Source organism: Shewanella carassii, from assembly GCF_002777975.1.
GTDB classification, from domain to species: Bacteria; Pseudomonadota; Gammaproteobacteria; order Enterobacterales; family Shewanellaceae; genus Shewanella; species Shewanella carassii.
Window position 1 is genome coordinate 450209 of the sequence record NZ_NGVS01000006.1, and the last position, 15069, is coordinate 465277.

At 54.8% G+C, this 15069-nt stretch carries 15 protein-coding genes and 1 other RNA gene; 8 read left to right on the forward strand and 8 right to left on the reverse strand.

Features of this window, described 5'->3' with window-relative positions:
* Positions 1-55: 55 nt before the first annotated feature.
* On the reverse strand, positions 56-1279 hold the full coding sequence (gene srmB, locus CBE72_RS04995; protein ID WP_100142567.1) for an ATP-dependent RNA helicase SrmB: 1224 nt from the start codon (positions 1277-1279) through the stop codon (positions 56-58).
* A 175-nt stretch (positions 1280-1454) separates the two neighbouring features.
* Positions 1455-2186: a tRNA1(Val) (adenine(37)-N6)-methyltransferase gene (locus CBE72_RS05000; RefSeq protein WP_100142568.1), complete on the reverse strand. Its 732-nt coding sequence runs from the start codon at positions 2184-2186 to the stop codon at positions 1455-1457.
* Between the two features lie 577 nt (positions 2187-2763).
* Here CBE72_RS05000 and brnQ point away from each other — a divergent pair.
* The 5 genes from brnQ (at position 2764) to CBE72_RS05025 (ending at position 8320) form a co-directional block, all read left to right on the forward strand.
* Entirely contained in the window at positions 2764-4173 is a 1410-nt protein-coding gene (gene brnQ, locus CBE72_RS05005) for a branched-chain amino acid transport system II carrier protein (RefSeq protein ID WP_100142569.1), read from the forward strand.
* Between the two features lie 139 nt (positions 4174-4312).
* The gene (gene xerD, locus CBE72_RS05010) at positions 4313-5257 is read left to right on the forward strand and encodes a site-specific tyrosine recombinase XerD (protein ID WP_100142570.1); all 945 of its coding nucleotides are present in this window, start codon (positions 4313-4315) and stop codon (positions 5255-5257) included.
* Positions 5258-5379: 122 nt separating this feature from the next.
* Entirely contained in the window at positions 5380-6108 is a 729-nt protein-coding gene (gene dsbC / locus CBE72_RS05015; RefSeq protein ID WP_100142571.1) for a bifunctional protein-disulfide isomerase/oxidoreductase DsbC, read from the forward strand.
* Between the two features lie 85 nt (positions 6109-6193).
* Positions 6194-7918, forward strand: coding sequence for a single-stranded-DNA-specific exonuclease RecJ (gene recJ, locus CBE72_RS05020; RefSeq protein WP_100142572.1), 1725 nt, complete (start codon positions 6194-6196; stop codon positions 7916-7918).
* Positions 7919-8005: 87 nt separating this feature from the next.
* On the forward strand, positions 8006-8320 hold the full coding sequence (locus tag CBE72_RS05025; protein WP_100142573.1) for a cupin domain-containing protein: 315 nt from the start codon (positions 8006-8008) through the stop codon (positions 8318-8320).
* Between the two features lie 94 nt (positions 8321-8414).
* On the opposite strand, the gene rpiA is transcribed toward CBE72_RS05025, so the two are convergent.
* On the reverse strand, positions 8415-9071 hold the full coding sequence (rpiA, locus tag CBE72_RS05030; protein ID WP_025008999.1) for a ribose-5-phosphate isomerase RpiA: 657 nt from the start codon (positions 9069-9071) through the stop codon (positions 8415-8417).
* A gap of 289 nt (positions 9072-9360) precedes the next feature.
* Between rpiA and CBE72_RS05035 the strand changes: the two genes are divergently transcribed.
* Positions 9361-10314 (forward strand): DUF808 domain-containing protein, encoded by a 954-nt coding sequence (locus tag CBE72_RS05035; protein WP_100142574.1) that lies wholly within the window; start codon positions 9361-9363, stop codon positions 10312-10314.
* Positions 10315-10390: 76 nt separating this feature from the next.
* On the opposite strand, the gene sodC is transcribed toward CBE72_RS05035, so the two are convergent.
* The 5 genes from sodC to zapA form a co-directional block, all read right to left on the reverse strand.
* Positions 10391-10912 (reverse strand): superoxide dismutase family protein, encoded by a 522-nt coding sequence (sodC, locus tag CBE72_RS05040; protein ID WP_100142575.1) that lies wholly within the window; start codon positions 10910-10912, stop codon positions 10391-10393.
* Between the two features lie 218 nt (positions 10913-11130).
* Positions 11131-11640, reverse strand: coding sequence for a hypothetical protein (locus CBE72_RS05045; protein ID WP_100142576.1), 510 nt, complete (start codon positions 11638-11640; stop codon positions 11131-11133).
* Between the two features lie 32 nt (positions 11641-11672).
* A complete protein-coding gene (locus tag CBE72_RS05050; protein ID WP_100142577.1) occupies positions 11673-12347 on the reverse strand; it encodes a 5-formyltetrahydrofolate cyclo-ligase in 675 nt (224 codons plus the stop codon).
* A gap of 7 nt (positions 12348-12354) precedes the next feature.
* Positions 12355-12535, reverse strand: a non-coding RNA gene (gene ssrS, locus CBE72_RS05055) — 6S RNA.
* A gap of 40 nt (positions 12536-12575) precedes the next feature.
* Positions 12576-12884: a cell division protein ZapA gene (zapA, locus tag CBE72_RS05060; protein WP_039034557.1), complete on the reverse strand. Its 309-nt coding sequence runs from the start codon at positions 12882-12884 to the stop codon at positions 12576-12578.
* 265 nt (positions 12885-13149) lie between these two features.
* On the opposite strand from zapA, the gene CBE72_RS05065 reads away from it, so the two are divergent.
* Both CBE72_RS05065 and ubiH read left to right on the forward strand, forming a co-directional pair.
* Positions 13150-13731, forward strand: coding sequence for a UPF0149 family protein (locus tag CBE72_RS05065; RefSeq protein ID WP_100142578.1), 582 nt, complete (start codon positions 13150-13152; stop codon positions 13729-13731).
* Between the two features lie 67 nt (positions 13732-13798).
* A complete protein-coding gene (ubiH, locus tag CBE72_RS05070; protein ID WP_100142579.1) occupies positions 13799-15067 on the forward strand; it encodes a 2-octaprenyl-6-methoxyphenyl hydroxylase in 1269 nt (422 codons plus the stop codon).
* The last annotated feature ends 2 nt before the right edge of the window (positions 15068-15069 follow it).

The following is a 15069-nucleotide window of genomic DNA, read 5'->3' on the forward strand; positions in this document are numbered from 1 at the left end:
GCATCCAGGCCGGTAAGCCTGCGCCAATCACGCATGGGATTTGTTCGCCCCTTGCTTATTTCTTCTTCTTTTTCTTGCCGTTCTTGGTGCTGGCATCCTTGGCTTTAGGCTTCTTCTTGCTCGGCACCTTGGCTTCTTTGTGCTTGGGCCTCAGCTCTTCGATGATCCGCCGTTTCAGCTTCTGCTCGATATAGCGTTCAATCTTACTGAGGATCCGCATATCATGGGCTTCCACCAGAGAGATGGCTGTGCCCTTGGCCCCGGCGCGGCCGGTACGGCCAATTCTGTGTACATAGGCGTCGGCAGAGCGTGGCATATCATAGTTGATCACATGGGTGATGCCTTCGATATCTATGCCTCGAGCAGCGACGTCGGTAGCCAGCAGCACCTTGACTTCACCCTTGGTGAAACGTCCCAGCGCCTGGAAACGTTTTTTCTGCTCCATATCGCCGCGCATAAAGGCAGCGGGGATCCCGGCCTGCAGCAACAAGCCTTCTAGGCTACTGACCACTTCGCGGGTCTTGCAAAAGACGATGGCGCGTTTGGTTTCCTCCTGATTGAGCAGGTGACACAAGAGGGCAAACTTGTGCTCTCTATTGTCGGCCAGGTGGATCCATTGATGGATCTTGGCCTTTTCGCTGCGTGGTGGTTCGGCTTCCACCAACACAGGATCGTTGAGCAGCTCACCGGCAAAACGGCGCACGCCGCTGCCTTCCAGCGTGGCGGAGAACAGCATGTTCTGCTTACGTCCCTGCGCTTCGATGGCTATGGTCTGCACCACCTGAGAGAAGCCCATATCCAGCATGCGGTCGGCTTCATCTATGATAAGCAGCTCCACTTCAGTGGCTTCAAACTTACGCTTCTCCAAGTATTCGAGCAGACGGCCTGGAGTCGCTACCAGAATATCCAGATTACCGGCCAAGGCTTCTTCCTGCGGGGCGTATGGAACGCCGCCTGTGATGATGCCAATCTCCAGCCCAAGCCCGGTCGCCAGATGGCAGGCGTATCTGTGTACCTGACTGGCCAGCTCGCGGGTCGGGGTCAACACCAGTACTCTGGCCTGGCCGGGACGACGACGAGGGAAGTCAATTAGGTGTTGCAGTGCCGGCAGCAGGAAACTGGCGGTCTTACCCGTGCCGGTTGGGGCGTGGGCAAGAATATCCCGCTGCTCCAGCGCCAAAGGCAGAGCCAATTGTTGAATACTGGTCGGTGTCTTGTGGCCCATGGCTTTCAGCGAATCTAAAAGCCTATGGTCCAGATCAAAATCTTCAAATAGCATGGGAAGCATCTCAAACAATAATGCGCGGGAGTATACCTTGTCTGGGGTGCCGTGCACAGCTTGGAGCTTGGGAAGCTACGAATAAATCCCATCAGTGGTCAGTGGCGGTTTCACGACTTGGATACCGGGTTTGGGTTGACGGCGAGCGCCCAAGTCCCTTGCTGCAAGCAATGGCTTAGAGTTTCAGGTAAAAATCCTGGGTTAGTCGCACCATGGCTTCTGAATAGCGGCCATCGGTTTCTCTGATATAGAGAGCCGAGTGGGCTTCCGGTGTGGTAACCGCTTCGCCTTCCTTGACATGCTCAAGCAGTAACAACTGCCGGTTACAGGGCTTATGGGGTGTGCTGCTGACACTGACCCGCGCAGCCAGTCGCAAGCTTTGCTCAATTGCGGCGCGCTCAAATCTGTCCAGACTCTGAACCGGCAGAATAAGGCTCGCCTGTCCCTGTGGCTTTAACAACTGCTTTATCGCCAGACACAGCTCGTCAAAGCTCAGCTGTTCCGTGTGTCTCGCTATGGCTCGTTTGGGGTCATCCGAGCGTGGGCCGGTTTCGAAATAGGGCGGGTTACAGAGAATATGGTCGAACGGCGCTGCATCTGCCGAGGCATGTTCATCGCAATAGCTCTGAATTGAGCCTTGATACAAAGTGAGTCGGCTAGCCCAGGGCGAGGAGTTGAAGTTGGCACGGCTGGCATGGGCCGCGCTGCCGTCGAGTTCTACCGCCAGTATCTCTGCCTCACTACGCTGCGCCGCCATCAGGCTCAATAGACCGCTGCCGGCCCCTATGTCCAGCACCCGTTTGGCCTCGGTCAATGGCGCCCAGGCCCCCAAGAGCACTCCATCGGTACTGACGGGCATGCCGCAGCCGTGATCTTCGATATGAAATGCCTTGAAACTGAATGCCATTGATTGCCCCTGAGCCGAATTAATCGCGGCATTTTATATTAACCAGGGACGAAAGGTGAGCCGCTTTCCGAGGCGAGTTTCATTTTGATGGGAATGCTGCCTTACTCAGGCTTTATCCATCTTTGACCTTCAGCCTGTTGTGGCTGGCAAGTGTTAAAGGTCGTACCAGTAGTGGTTTGGGGACGAATGAAGATGTTTTGAAAATGTCGTGGATGTTGCCAAACTTAATGCCTGGTGTGACTTTGAACCGCTTTTTTTTATCTTGGATTTTGTATCTGTCTTATTTTTAGTCTTTCGTAAGCCTAAGTGTTGCACCTCTGCTTTTGCTCTGGTATTAGTGTTTCCCCCTAATTCGTGGCTTTCTGCGAATTGGATCAAGGTAAAACAGTTTTAGGATAAGCAAAGCAGCGAAAACCCCCTGCCATTTGTTCATAAACTCGCCAAGAATAGGCCGAATTTACCACGGACAACTGTAATAAAGGCTTTACACTCTTAGTAGGGCGAGTGCGATAGTGAGTATTTCAGCTATGGCTAAAGATATCGCAATCACTTAAGTTTATTAGAAAAACATAACAAGATGGGGCATATAGTGCACAAGACTCAATTGACACTTGGTGACACCCTGGGCCTGGGATTCATGACCTTTGCGTTTTTCCTGGGGGCGGGCAACCTGATTTTTCCTCCCTTTGCCGGGCAATTGGCCGGCGATAATATGCTGCTGGCAATGCTCGGTTTCTTGATCACCGCCGTGGGTCTGCCGCTGGCTGGTTTGATCGCTGTGGCCAAGGCGCAGGGCAAGGTGATGAAGCTGTTGCCAGCCTTTGCCGCAACTGCTCTGGCGGTGGCTATTTATATCATTATCGGTCCAGCCTTTGCGGCGCCTCGTACCGGCCTGGTGGCCTATGAGATCGGTGCGCTGCCTTTCATTCAAGACCCTACATCGGTAGTCAATATCCTTGGGCTGGAACTGAATAAGCCGCAGCTGTTATACACCCTAGGATTTTTTGTGGTGACCATGCTGCTGGCACTGTTTCCCGGCAAACTGATGGATAGCATTGGCAAGGTGTTAACCCCAGTGCTGATTTTGCTGTTGGTGGGCTTGGCGGTCTCGGTGATCTTGCTGCCCGGCAGTGAAGTACCTGCGGCCAGTGGTGACTACATCAAGCACCCGTTGACCAAAGGCATTATCGAAGGCTACAACACCATGGATACCCTGGCGTCCTTGATGTTCGGTATGCTGATTATCGATATTTTGCGCAACAAGGGCGTGTCTGAGCCAGGTTTGCAGACTCGCTATCTGGTACGCGCCGCCTTGGTAGCCGCTGCCGGTCTGGCATTTGTGTATGTGTCGCTGTTCTTCCTCGGTGCAACCGCCGGCGATATGGCCAAGGGCGCTGAGAGTGGTGGCCAGATCCTCACCAACTATGTGACTCATGAATTCGGTGATATGGGGATTATCCTGTTGTCCACCGTGGTGACTCTGGCCTGTTTGACCACGGCCGTAGGCTTGGTGAGTGCCTGTTCTGACTTCTTCCAGGAGCTGATCCCGGGCGCCACTTATCGCTTCCTGGTGGTGCTGTTCAGTGTGATCTGTGCCGTGGTGGCTAACGTAGGCCTGACCCAACTGTTGGCCATCAGCATCCCTGTGCTGATGACCATCTACCCAGTGGCTATTGCTTTGGTGTTGGTGACCTTCCTGACGCCGTATTTCCGCAATCCGAAGTTTGCCCACAGACTGGCACTGTCGGTGGCCCTGATCTTCGGTATTTTTGATGCATTGAAAGTGACTGTCGCTTCACTCAAGCCGCTGACCCAAGTCGCCGAACCCAATAGTTTGCTGCTGGCCTTTGTGTCCGGGGTGGAAAGCCTGGCTCCTGTGATGTCAACGCTGCCACTCTACGAAGAGGGCATGGCCTGGTTGCCACCCACCCTGACAGTGATGATTATCTGTCTGTTTGTCAGCCCTAAGGCCGTGCAAACGGCCTGAGGAAGGTAGTCACTCACAGGTTGCATTAAGCTCTGCATTGGCTTATCGGCCTGATGCAACATAGTTTGCAGCAAATGACTTAAGTCCTTTGCAAGAGCCCAGAGTGACTGGAGTCCATTTCGAGACGGCGTTATCCTTGATGACGCCGTTTTTTATTGGAGTATTGTTTGTGGCCGCGACTTCTTCATCCGCTTATGTCCAGGATCCCTTGATTGAAGGTTTTCTCGATGACCTCTGGTCCAGTAAGGGCCTGAGCGACAACACCCTGGCGGCCTATCGCAATGACCTGCGCCATTTTGATCAGTATCTGCAGGGAAGAGGGCTGACGCTCAGTGCCGCCGGGCGCGATGCGGTGCAGGATTATCTCGGTTTTCGTGTCGGCAAAGGCGTTGCCGAGAGTAGCAGTGCCAGGTTGAAGAGCAGCTTGCGGCGCTTTTACGGTTTTTTGCTGCGTCGGCAACTGATAACGGAAGATCCCATGGCGCGTATCGCCTCCACCAAGCTCAAGCGCAAACTGCCCGGCAGTCTCAGTGAGGCCGAGGTGGACGCCCTGCTGGCTGAGCCCATACGGGAAGACCCCATCGAAGCCAGAGACAAGGCGATGCTGGAGCTGCTATACGCCACCGGGCTCAGGGTCACTGAACTGGTAGGGTTGACGCTGGAGCAGGTGAGTCTGCGTCAGGGGCTGGTACGGATCACGGGTAAAGGCGGCAAGGAGCGCTTGGTGCCCATGGGTGAGGTGGCCGTCAGCGAAATAGAGTCCTTCCTCAAGCTGGCACGCACCGAACTGCTCGGCGGTAAACAGAGTGATGTGGTGTTTCCCTCCAAGCGTGCCCAGATGATGACCCGCCAGACCTTCTGGCACAGGATCAAGCTCTATGCCCTGCGGGCCGGTATCAGCACCGAGTTGTCGCCCCATACCCTGAGACACGCCTTTGCCACCCATTTGCTCAACCATGGCGCCGACTTGCGGGTAGTGCAGTTGTTGCTGGGGCACAGCTCGCTGTCTACCACCCAAATCTATACCCATGTGGCCAATGCCAGGTTGCAGTCGCTGCATCAACAGCATCATCCAAGAGGTTGAATTCTTTGATCTGCTACGCAATTAGTTGCTTTCGATAGCATCTGACTGTAACTTTTCAGCCTCTTCTCCGGTCTGATAGAGAACAATAAACTTTAATCGACCCCAATAAGATAGGATTTCCAATGAAGTTAACCCGTGCATTCTCTCTGTGTCTGGCGCTGGCGGTTACACCCTTTGTCGGTGTTGCCTCTGCGGCTTCCGAATCGGGTGATCAACTGAAGCAAAAGCTCAGCGATACCTTGGGTATTGAAGTGATCTCCATGGCCGACTCACCTATCCCTGATTTGTATCAGGTTATTACCAATCGTGGCGTGCTCTATGTCAGCAAAGATGGTTCCAAGCTGCTGCACGGCAACCTCTACGATCTGAACCAAGACATGAAGAATCTCACCGAGGCGGCTCTGGCTGGTCCAAGACTCGAGATGCTTAAGCCTTTTGAAGATGAGATGTTGGTCTACAAGGCCAAGAATGAAAAACATGTGGTGACTGTTTTTACCGATGTGACTTGTGGTTATTGCCGCAAGCTGCACAGTCAAATGCAGCAGTACAACGATTTGGGCATCACAGTACGTTATTTGGCCTATCCCCGTCAGGGTGTACCATCGCCCAACGCCGAAGAGATGGAAGCGATTTGGTGTGCCAAAGATCCCCAACAAGCTATGACAGATGCCAAGGCAGGCAAAGGGGTTAAGATGGCCAAGTGTGATGCCAATATCACTGGCCAGCATCAATTGGGGATGAAGATGGGGATCAGTGGAACACCGGCTTTGATCCTCGAAAATGGGACTCTGATCCCCGGTTATCAGGCTCCTAGAGAGCTGTTGTATAACCTGGAGCGTGCCAAGCTATAAGCGCTTTTATTACTCAAAAAGGCGAGCAAGCTGCTCGCCTTTTTGTTATCTTGCCCGGCAAAGCCATTTTCAAGAATAACCCACAGTGATCCACAAAATCGTCCGTCGCCCCAGGGTGGACGACAGCCATTTACCCGCAAATCTACATCCGCTGTTAAAACAGATTTACGCCAGTCGCGGCGTTCAGGCTCCCGAGTGCGAGTTGGTGCTCAAGCGTCTGCTCAGGCCGGATACCATGCTGGGCTTGCAGCAAGGGGCCGAGCTGGTGGCCGATGCCATCGCGGCCAACCGCCGCATTCTGATCATGGGGGATTTCGATGCCGATGGTGCCACCTCCACCAGTGTGTGTCTGTTGGCGCTCAGAATGATGGGAATGGAAAACTGTGATTATCTGATCCCCAATCGTTTCGATTATGGCTATGGCCTCAGCCCTGAAATAGTGGCGGTGGCGCACGGCAAGGGCGCCGAGCTACTGATCACTGTCGATAACGGTATCTCCTCCATCGAAGGCGTCAGGGCCGCCAAGGCGCTGGGGATGACGGTTGTCATCACAGATCACCATTTGCCGGGCAATGAATTACCCGAGGCCGATGCCATCATTAACCCCAACCAACCCGGTTGCAGCTTTGCTTCCAAGTCGATTGCCGGGGTCGGGGTGGCTTTCTATCTGATGTTGGCACTGCGGGCAGAGTTGAGAAAACGTCACTGGTTCGTTAATCATGCCTTGGCCGAGCCCAACTTGAGTGTATTGCTGGACTTGGTGGCCCTGGGCACAGTGGCCGATGTGGTGTCGCTCGATGCCAACAACCGTATTCTGGTGGACGCAGGTATCAAAAGGGTGCGAAACGGCGCCTGTCGTCCGGGGATCACTGCCTTGCTGGAAGTGGCCCGCCGCAATCCGGCGCGTTTGGTGGCCGCCGATTTCGGCTTTGCGGTTGGCCCCAGACTCAACGCCGCCGGAAGGCTGGATGAAATGGCGCTCGGAGTCGAAACTCTCTTGTGCGATGACATGCTCAAGGCGAGAAGAATGGCGGCCGAGCTTGATGGCCTCAACGCCGAGCGCCGTGAGCTGGAAACCGGCATGCAGCAAGAAGCGATGAAGAGCCTGGAGGCGCTGCAACTCAAAGAGAGTGAACAGCCCTGGGGTATTGCCCTGTATCAGCCGGACTGGCATCAGGGGGTGATAGGCATTCTGGCTTCCCGGATTAAAGACAGGTTCCACCGCCCGGTAATCGCCTTTGCCGAAGCCAGCGACACTGAAATCAAGGGCTCGGCCCGCTCCATCAAGGGGTTGCATATGCGCGATCTGCTGGAGCTTATCAATGCCCGCCATCCCGGGATGATCCTCAAGTTCGGTGGTCATGCCATGGCCGCCGGGCTCTCGTTGCGTAAGGATGCCTTCGAGCAGTTTGCCGAGGCCTTTGACACCTGTGTCCGTGAGCTGCTGACCCTGGAGGATCTCAATGGCGAGCTGTTCTCCGACGGTGAATTGCCGCTTGAATGCTTTACCCTGGATACGGCGCAACTGCTCAGAGATGCCGGTCCCTGGGGCCAGGCCTTCCCCGAGCCGCTATTTGATGGCCATTTCAGAATTCTGCAGCAGAGACTGGTGGCAGAGAAACATCTTAAACTGGTGCTGGAGACTGAGTGCGGCCGGATCATGGCCGATGCCATCGCCTTCAATGTGGATCTCAAGACCTGGCCCGATGCCAGCATCAATCATGTGCGCCTGCTGTATAAGCTGGATGTGAACGAGTTTCGCGGCAACAGTAACCTGCAGTTGCGGGTTGAGCAGCTGGAACCCCTGTAAAACAAGCAGTAAAACCAAGTGCACACCGGGAGTCTATTTAAGATAGGAATAGGCTGAGTAACGGCTCATATGTCGCAGGAGAGCAAGATGAACAATCTGTTTGCCAACATACCCAAGCAGCTCGATGCCGAGCAGTTTGACGCGCTCTTGGCCACGCCGGATCTTAAAATTGAGCGCATTCTGTCCCACGGTCAGGTAACGCCTGAAGGGCAATGGTACGATCAAGCGCAGCATGAATGGGTATTGTTGCTGCAAGGTGCCGCCCGGCTGCAGTATGAAGATGGTTCAGAAGTGAGCCTGAACCCGGGGGACTGGCTTAATATCCCCGCTCATGTGCGCCACAGAGTCAGCTGGACTGCCGAGGAGCAAACTAGCGTCTGGTTGGCTATTTTTTACTCCTGAGCCGACGGTTCTTGCTTTGCTCTTGCCCTGCAATTCGCTCATATTTTCACAAAAAAGCCGCCAGCTGGCGGCTTTTGGCATTCAAGCTTAGGGCTTACTTGATGGTTTTAACCCCTTCTGGGGTGCCCACCAGGAGCACATCGGCGCCACGGTTGGCGAACAGACCATTGGTCACTACGCCCACTATGGCATTAATCTGCACTTCCAGCTCTTTGGGATTCAGTATCTTCAGGTTATAGACATCCAGAATGACGTTGCCGTTATCTGTTACCACACCTTCACGATAGACAGGATCGCCACCCAGTTTCACCAGCTCACGGGCTACGTAGGAGCGGGCCATGGGGATCACTTCTACCGGCAGCGGGAAGTTGCCCAGCACATCGACTTGCTTGGTGTTATCAACGATACAGATAAACTTGTCGGCCACGGCCGCAACTATCTTTTCCCGGGTCAGCGCGGCGCCGCCACCCTTGATCATGTCCATGTGGCCGTTGATTTCATCGGCGCCATCGACATACACAGACAGCTTATCTACTGAATTGAGATCAAACACAGGGATCCCCAACTGTTTGAGCTTGGCGGTGGAGGCTTCAGAGCTGGAAACCGCGCCTTCAATATCGGCCTTTATCGTGGCCAGAGCATCGATAAAGTGGTTGACGGTAGAGCCGGTGCCCACGCCAACTATGCTGTCTTTCTCGACATATTCCAGCGCCGCCCAACCGGCCGCCTTCTTCATTTCATCTTGGGTCATAATGCCATCCTGTTGATTCTGACAAATTCACTTGAACTTGCCCTAGTATACTCCGAGTTGTAGTGAAAAGTGCCGCTCAATCTAGTCCTGAAGAATAGTTCTTGAAGAACAACATAGGTTAAGCATTTTTTACTGCGCCCGCCTGCGCCCATGCGCTACCATAGCCGGTGGGGGAACGGCCAGGCTGATGTGGCAGTACTGCGCTGAAAAAGTGCACTGGTGCCGCTTGAATATGTCGCATACCGAACCTATTTAGAGCGCAAAACTGACCTGGTTTAAGGAGATTTAAATGGCTGGAGCGAGTCTACTGACTCTTTTGGATGATATTGCCACCATCCTGGATGATGTGGCGGTAATGAGTAAGGTTGCTGCCAAGAAAACTGCCGGGGTATTGGGGGACGATCTGGCGCTCAATGCGCAGCAGGTAACAGGGATCAGCGCCGATCGGGAGCTGCCTGTGGTATGGGCCGTTGCCAAGGGCTCTTTTCGCAACAAGCTTATTTTGGTGCCTGCAGCCCTGCTGATCAGCGCCTTTATACCCTGGGCCGTTACACCGCTATTGATGTTCGGTGGTTTGTTTCTCTGTTTTGAAGGCTTTGAAAAACTCTGGCACAAGGCCAGCCATAGCAAGGCTTCTGCCGAAGCAGACGATGAAGCCGTCATCGAAGCTGCCATGAAAGAGGTCGAGGATATTCGCGCCTGGGAGGCACAGAAAGTCAAAGGCGCAATACGTACCGACTTTGTGTTATCGGCGGAAATCATCGCCATCACCTTAGGTATTGTGGCGGAAAAAGCCTTTATGACCCAGTTGGCCACTCTGTCTATCATTGCCGTGGTCATGACTATCGGGGTCTACGGCTTGGTGGCCGGTATCGTTAAGCTGGATGACGCCGGGCTGTATCTCTCAAGGCGTAGAGGCGAGGGTTTTTGGGCTCACAACCTCAGACGCCTGGGACTTGTGCTGGTCAGCGCCGCGCCCAAGTTGATGAAGCTGCTTACCATAGTAGGTACCGCCGCCATGTTTATGGTAGGTGGCGGCATTCTCACCCATGGACTGCATTGGGTCAGTGAGCAGATAACCCATGTTGCCAACTGGGTAGGCTCTCTGGCTGTGGCCGGCCCTGTGCTGGCAGCGCTGACACCTACCTTGCTCAACGCCCTGTTCGGCATTTTGGCCGGTGCTATCGCCGTGGCCTTGATGAATATGGTGGCGCGTTTAAGAGGCAAGGGCGAAAGCCACTAAAAAAGCCAAGCTATAGGTTCCGGAATTGTAATAAAAAACGCGGCACTTGAGCCGCGTTTTTTGTGTTTGGTGCGGCTCAGTTAATCACGCCACAGGCCATGCGGGCGCCACCGCCGCCCAGTGGCGCCGGGTGATCTGAATGGTTATCGCCTCCCATGTGGATCATCAGCGCTTTGCCCTTGATGTCGGCCAGTTTCAACCTTGGTGCCAACACAGGTGTGGAAGCCATGCCGTTAGCATCGACATAGAGCGGTGGCAGATCACCCTTGTGATTGTCATCTGTCCAGGGGTAACCATGCTTGCCGCTGCCATCAGGGTCGAAGTGACCTCCGGCCGCGCCGCCCAATACCGTCTTGCCGTCTTTACTGCTGGTGTCACAACTGCCATTTTGATGCACATGGAAGCCGTGAGCGCCGGGTGTGAGTTGCTTAAGATTGGGGGTTAACACCAGACCGTAGGCAGAATCACTGAGACTGATGCTGCCTATGGGGCTTGGACCATCTGCCGACAGTAATGAGATGCTGACCTCTTCGGCGGCCAGTTGTGATGCGGCAAACACCAGTGATAAACAACCCGGGATCAGGATGGACTTTTTCATCGCTTGTTCTCTCCTTTGAGTGGAATTCCAAAAACGACAAGGCCGACTCGGCGGCATGATAATGAGCTGCCTATATGGATTTCAGCATAGAAGTCGTTTGGACAGAGTGCCAACAGGGCGGACGTTATTAACCGGCCCTGAGATTCAAGCCAACGCCAGAAGAGAATTCGCCAAGATATTCAGTAACAGCAATAACCGCCTGGAGCCAGGTCTCTGCGTTATCCGACTTCGACAGGCCCCGGCATGCCTTCAGTCAGATGCCTTGAACGCCAATTGCTGTGTAAGCCAGAGTGCCACGAGGACTTATTCGCACCTTCCCTGAGTGAACGGCGGGCGCAGTAAAGGCTGATACCGCAGCAAAGCGGCACTATCAGGAGATCCGAGGCATGAAAGCGCAGTAACAACCAGAGTGCCAGGCTATAAAGCAGTAGCGTAATCAGCGGAACCGGCAGCAAAAGCTGCCACTCGAAACACTTCCCCAGCCATCTGGCACCCAGGCCCACAGCCACCGCCGGCAGCATATACAGCCAAACCAGAGTGCTGTTGCTGCTGGCCATAAATAGAAACAGCCATACAGCAAGAATGGCGCCCAGCAAGGCGCCGAGCATTGCCTTGGGCCGTGACTGTCGCCGGCGCATATTTTGATAGGTTTCCCGCTGCATCTGCTGCTTAACCTTGGCCCGCTGGGCACTGTCTGGTCTATCAAGGCTGCGATACTGGCGTGCCATACTTGCTTACTCCGCGACATCTCTGGCTGACGTTATACCACTTTTTTGGGGCAAGATTCAGCCGTCAAAGTGTTGAAGCTATGCAGCTTGTCCGGAGTAACGATAAAGGGCAGTGGGATATCCCAGGGGGCGAGGGGCAGGGAGTCCACCAACTGCAGGGTATGGGCAAAGCCGACTGCCAGCAATGGCACAGTTCGGGCGCTTTGCTGCGCCGCGGCCAGTGTTCTGTCGTAGAAGCCGCCGCCCATGCCCATACGGTTGCCCTGGGCGTCGAAGGCCACCAATGGCGTAAGGATGAGATCCAGTTCAGCCAAAGGCACCAGAGTGCGGATATCCAGTCTGGGCTCGGGGATACCAAAGCGGTTGGCGTGCAGTTGACTGGAGAGTTGATAACGCAGAAACAGTAAACGTCCCGGGGCAAAGGGATGAATGATCGGCAGACAGGTGGTGATTCCCCGTTGCCATAGCGCTTCGATAAGGGGAGCTGTGTCCAGCTCGCCGTCACAGCTAAAGTAGAGGGCGACTGTCTTGATGGCTCTGCCTTGGGCGCTCAGTTCATCGAGCAAGGTTAGAAACTGCTCACAGCCCTTGAGGGCGGCAACATGCTGCTCGGCTTCGGGAATGGCCCTGCGGGCATGGCGAATAGCCTGCCTGAGCGTCTTGCAACGCCCATCACGGGTTTGGCTGCTTGAGTTTGTGTGGGTCATAAAGAGGATGCTCCCCAGAATGTCGATGCCGGTGTAGCCCTTGAACCGTAGGTTCAAGGCGGGTAAATGATTACATCCTAAGGCTTCTCGGTTCGCGCCGAGCATGCACAATGTCAGTAAAACATTCACCCTGAGATTAAAAATATCGGCACAGGGACATTACCAGCTGTCGCACACCCCAGGGAGCAAATTCTGGGTCGAACCTGTGAGGGTTCGTGCTATTTCAGTTTAATCCTCTCTTGCGCTTCGCTCAACCAATGCGTGCTCAAGAGTGGATTGCAGCAAACGGATCCTATCATCCATTTGGCTCATATAATCTTGATTCTTCCGCTGCTCTTCATAGAGCTCATAGCCTATGTTGAGTGCGGCCATCAAAGCCATTTCCTCACGGCTGATGGCGTTGGTGCGGGCCTTTATCTTGCCCAGTTGCAGCTCCAATTTCTGCGCCACCGCTTGCAGTGCCTGTTCCTGACCCGGGGGACAGGCGATGGAGTAGGTGCGCCCCAACAGGGTGATATCTATGGCACTGTTACTCATCTTCCGCACGGGATCCTTTTCTTTGGCTCTGTGGCGGAATATATCTAGCTCAGCGTTAAAGTGCAAGACAAGCGCCACTTTGGTTGCGTCGGCTGCTGTTTCTATGAGCTTCCCTGGCGCAAAATCCCGGCAGTAGCTAAACGGCGAAGCCCAGATGCATTGCAAATGCACGACCTGGCTCGCAGCTTGGGTAAGATTCCAGTCTTGGTCGCCATCCCTAACTCTGCTAGCATGACGGGGGTAAATTCAATACTTGGACAGCTTTATGGCAACCCCACCCTCATTACGTATCGAAAGCCTGCGCAGTGCGCTCGACAACGCCGACATAGGTCAGCATCCGGTTGAAGTGCATGGCGCTTTGGTGGGCCTGATTTGTGGCGGCGTGCCACAGCAGGAGCAGGCCTGGTATCAGCCCTTGCTCGAGCTGATGAACGACGGTCAGCGCCTGCCCGACGAACTGACACAACTGATAACCGAACTTTTTGGCGATACCGTCAATCGACTGCAGGATCCAGACTTTGGCTTCACCCTGCTGCTGCCTGAAGAGGAAGAACCTCTGACGGTGCGGGTAGAGGCGCTCTCGCTCTGGGCTCAGAGCTTCCTCACCGGCATCGCCATTATTCAACCGGGTTTGAATCAGGCATCGGAAGATGTTCGTGAAGTGATCAAAGATCTGGCGGAAATTGCCCAGGTAGAGTTCGATGTTGCCGACGATGACGAATCTGAAAGTGCATATCTCGAGCTGCTGGAGTTTGTTCGCATGGCCGCCATTCTCTGCTATTCAGAGTTCGGCCCAGAGTTGCCTGATCTCGACGCCGAAACACCAGACAATAATACGCTGCATTGACAGGGCACCTGTTTGCCCTGTCATTTTCTGTGACGGCACCCATTGAGCGTGCCTGAGTAGAGGAAAGATGAACCCGCAAGTTGACGCCCAAGCTGTGAGTCAGGAATGCACTGAGCTGGATATCGCCATTGTCGGTGGTGCCATGGCCGGTGCCACCCTGGCATTGGGGCTGGCCTCCCTGGCCAGGAAACTCTCCCGTCCGCTGAAAATTGCCGTTATCGAGGCCTTCGATCCCGCCAAGCAACATCCTGGTTTCGATGCCCGCTCCATCGCCATAGCCAATGGCTCAGTGTTTGAACTCAAGCGCCTCGGTATCTGGCCTTTGCTTGAAGACCTAGGCACAGCGATAACCGATATTCATGTCTCGGATCGCGGCCATTTCGGCATGACAGAGCTCAATGCCGAGCAGTTTGCGCTGGACTCCCTCGGCCAGGTGGTGGAACTCGAGCGGGTCGGCCAGCGGCTGTTTAGCGCCATCGGCAAGAGTGATATCCAGCTTTATTGCCCGGCGCGTCTCGAGAAGCTGCAAACTTCGGCTGCGGGCCATAGTTTGACCCTCAGTAATGGTCAGCGGCTTTCCTGCCGCTTATTGCTGGCGGCAGATGGGGTTAACTCCTCGGTGCGTGCCCAGCAGCAACAGGCGTTGCAGCAGTTTGAGTTTGGTCAGAGCGCGGTTATCGCCAATGTTGCTACCGACAAGCCCCATAATGGCATGGCCTGGGAGCGCTTCACCGAGCACGGCCCCCTGGCACTGCTGCCTATGGGTGACAGCGACGGCCAGGCCAGGCTCTCTCTGGTGTGGGCCTTGCCCCATGAAGAGGCCGAGCGGGTGCAGGCTCTGCCGCAGGCCGAGTTTTTGCAGCAGCTGCAACAGGCCTTCGGTTATCGGGCCGGGCGTTTTGTGGCCGTGGGGGAGCGTCACCGCTACCCACTGAGCCTCTCTTACATGCCAAGGCCCATTTATCACCGCACGCTTTATTTGGGCAATGCCGCCCAGACTCTGCACCCGATAGCCGGGCAGGGCTTCAATCTGGGGCTCAGGGATCTGGTCACTGTGCTGGAAACGCTGGAGCCGGTATTGGCCGAAGGCGCTGACCCAGGCGCAGCCCAGGTGCTGCATGCCTATCATGCTGCCCGTGAGCAGGACAGACGCCAGACCATCAACAATATCGAGTTTCTGGTGCGCGGTTTTTCCAACAACTACTGGCCGCTGGTGGCCGGACGAAATCTGGGACTCAGGATCCTCTCCTGGTGCCCACCTCTCAAGACCCCGGTGGCCCACAGAGCCATGGGGTGGCACAGACAATCGGCATGTCTGTTTTCCAGGAGTCAGTGACG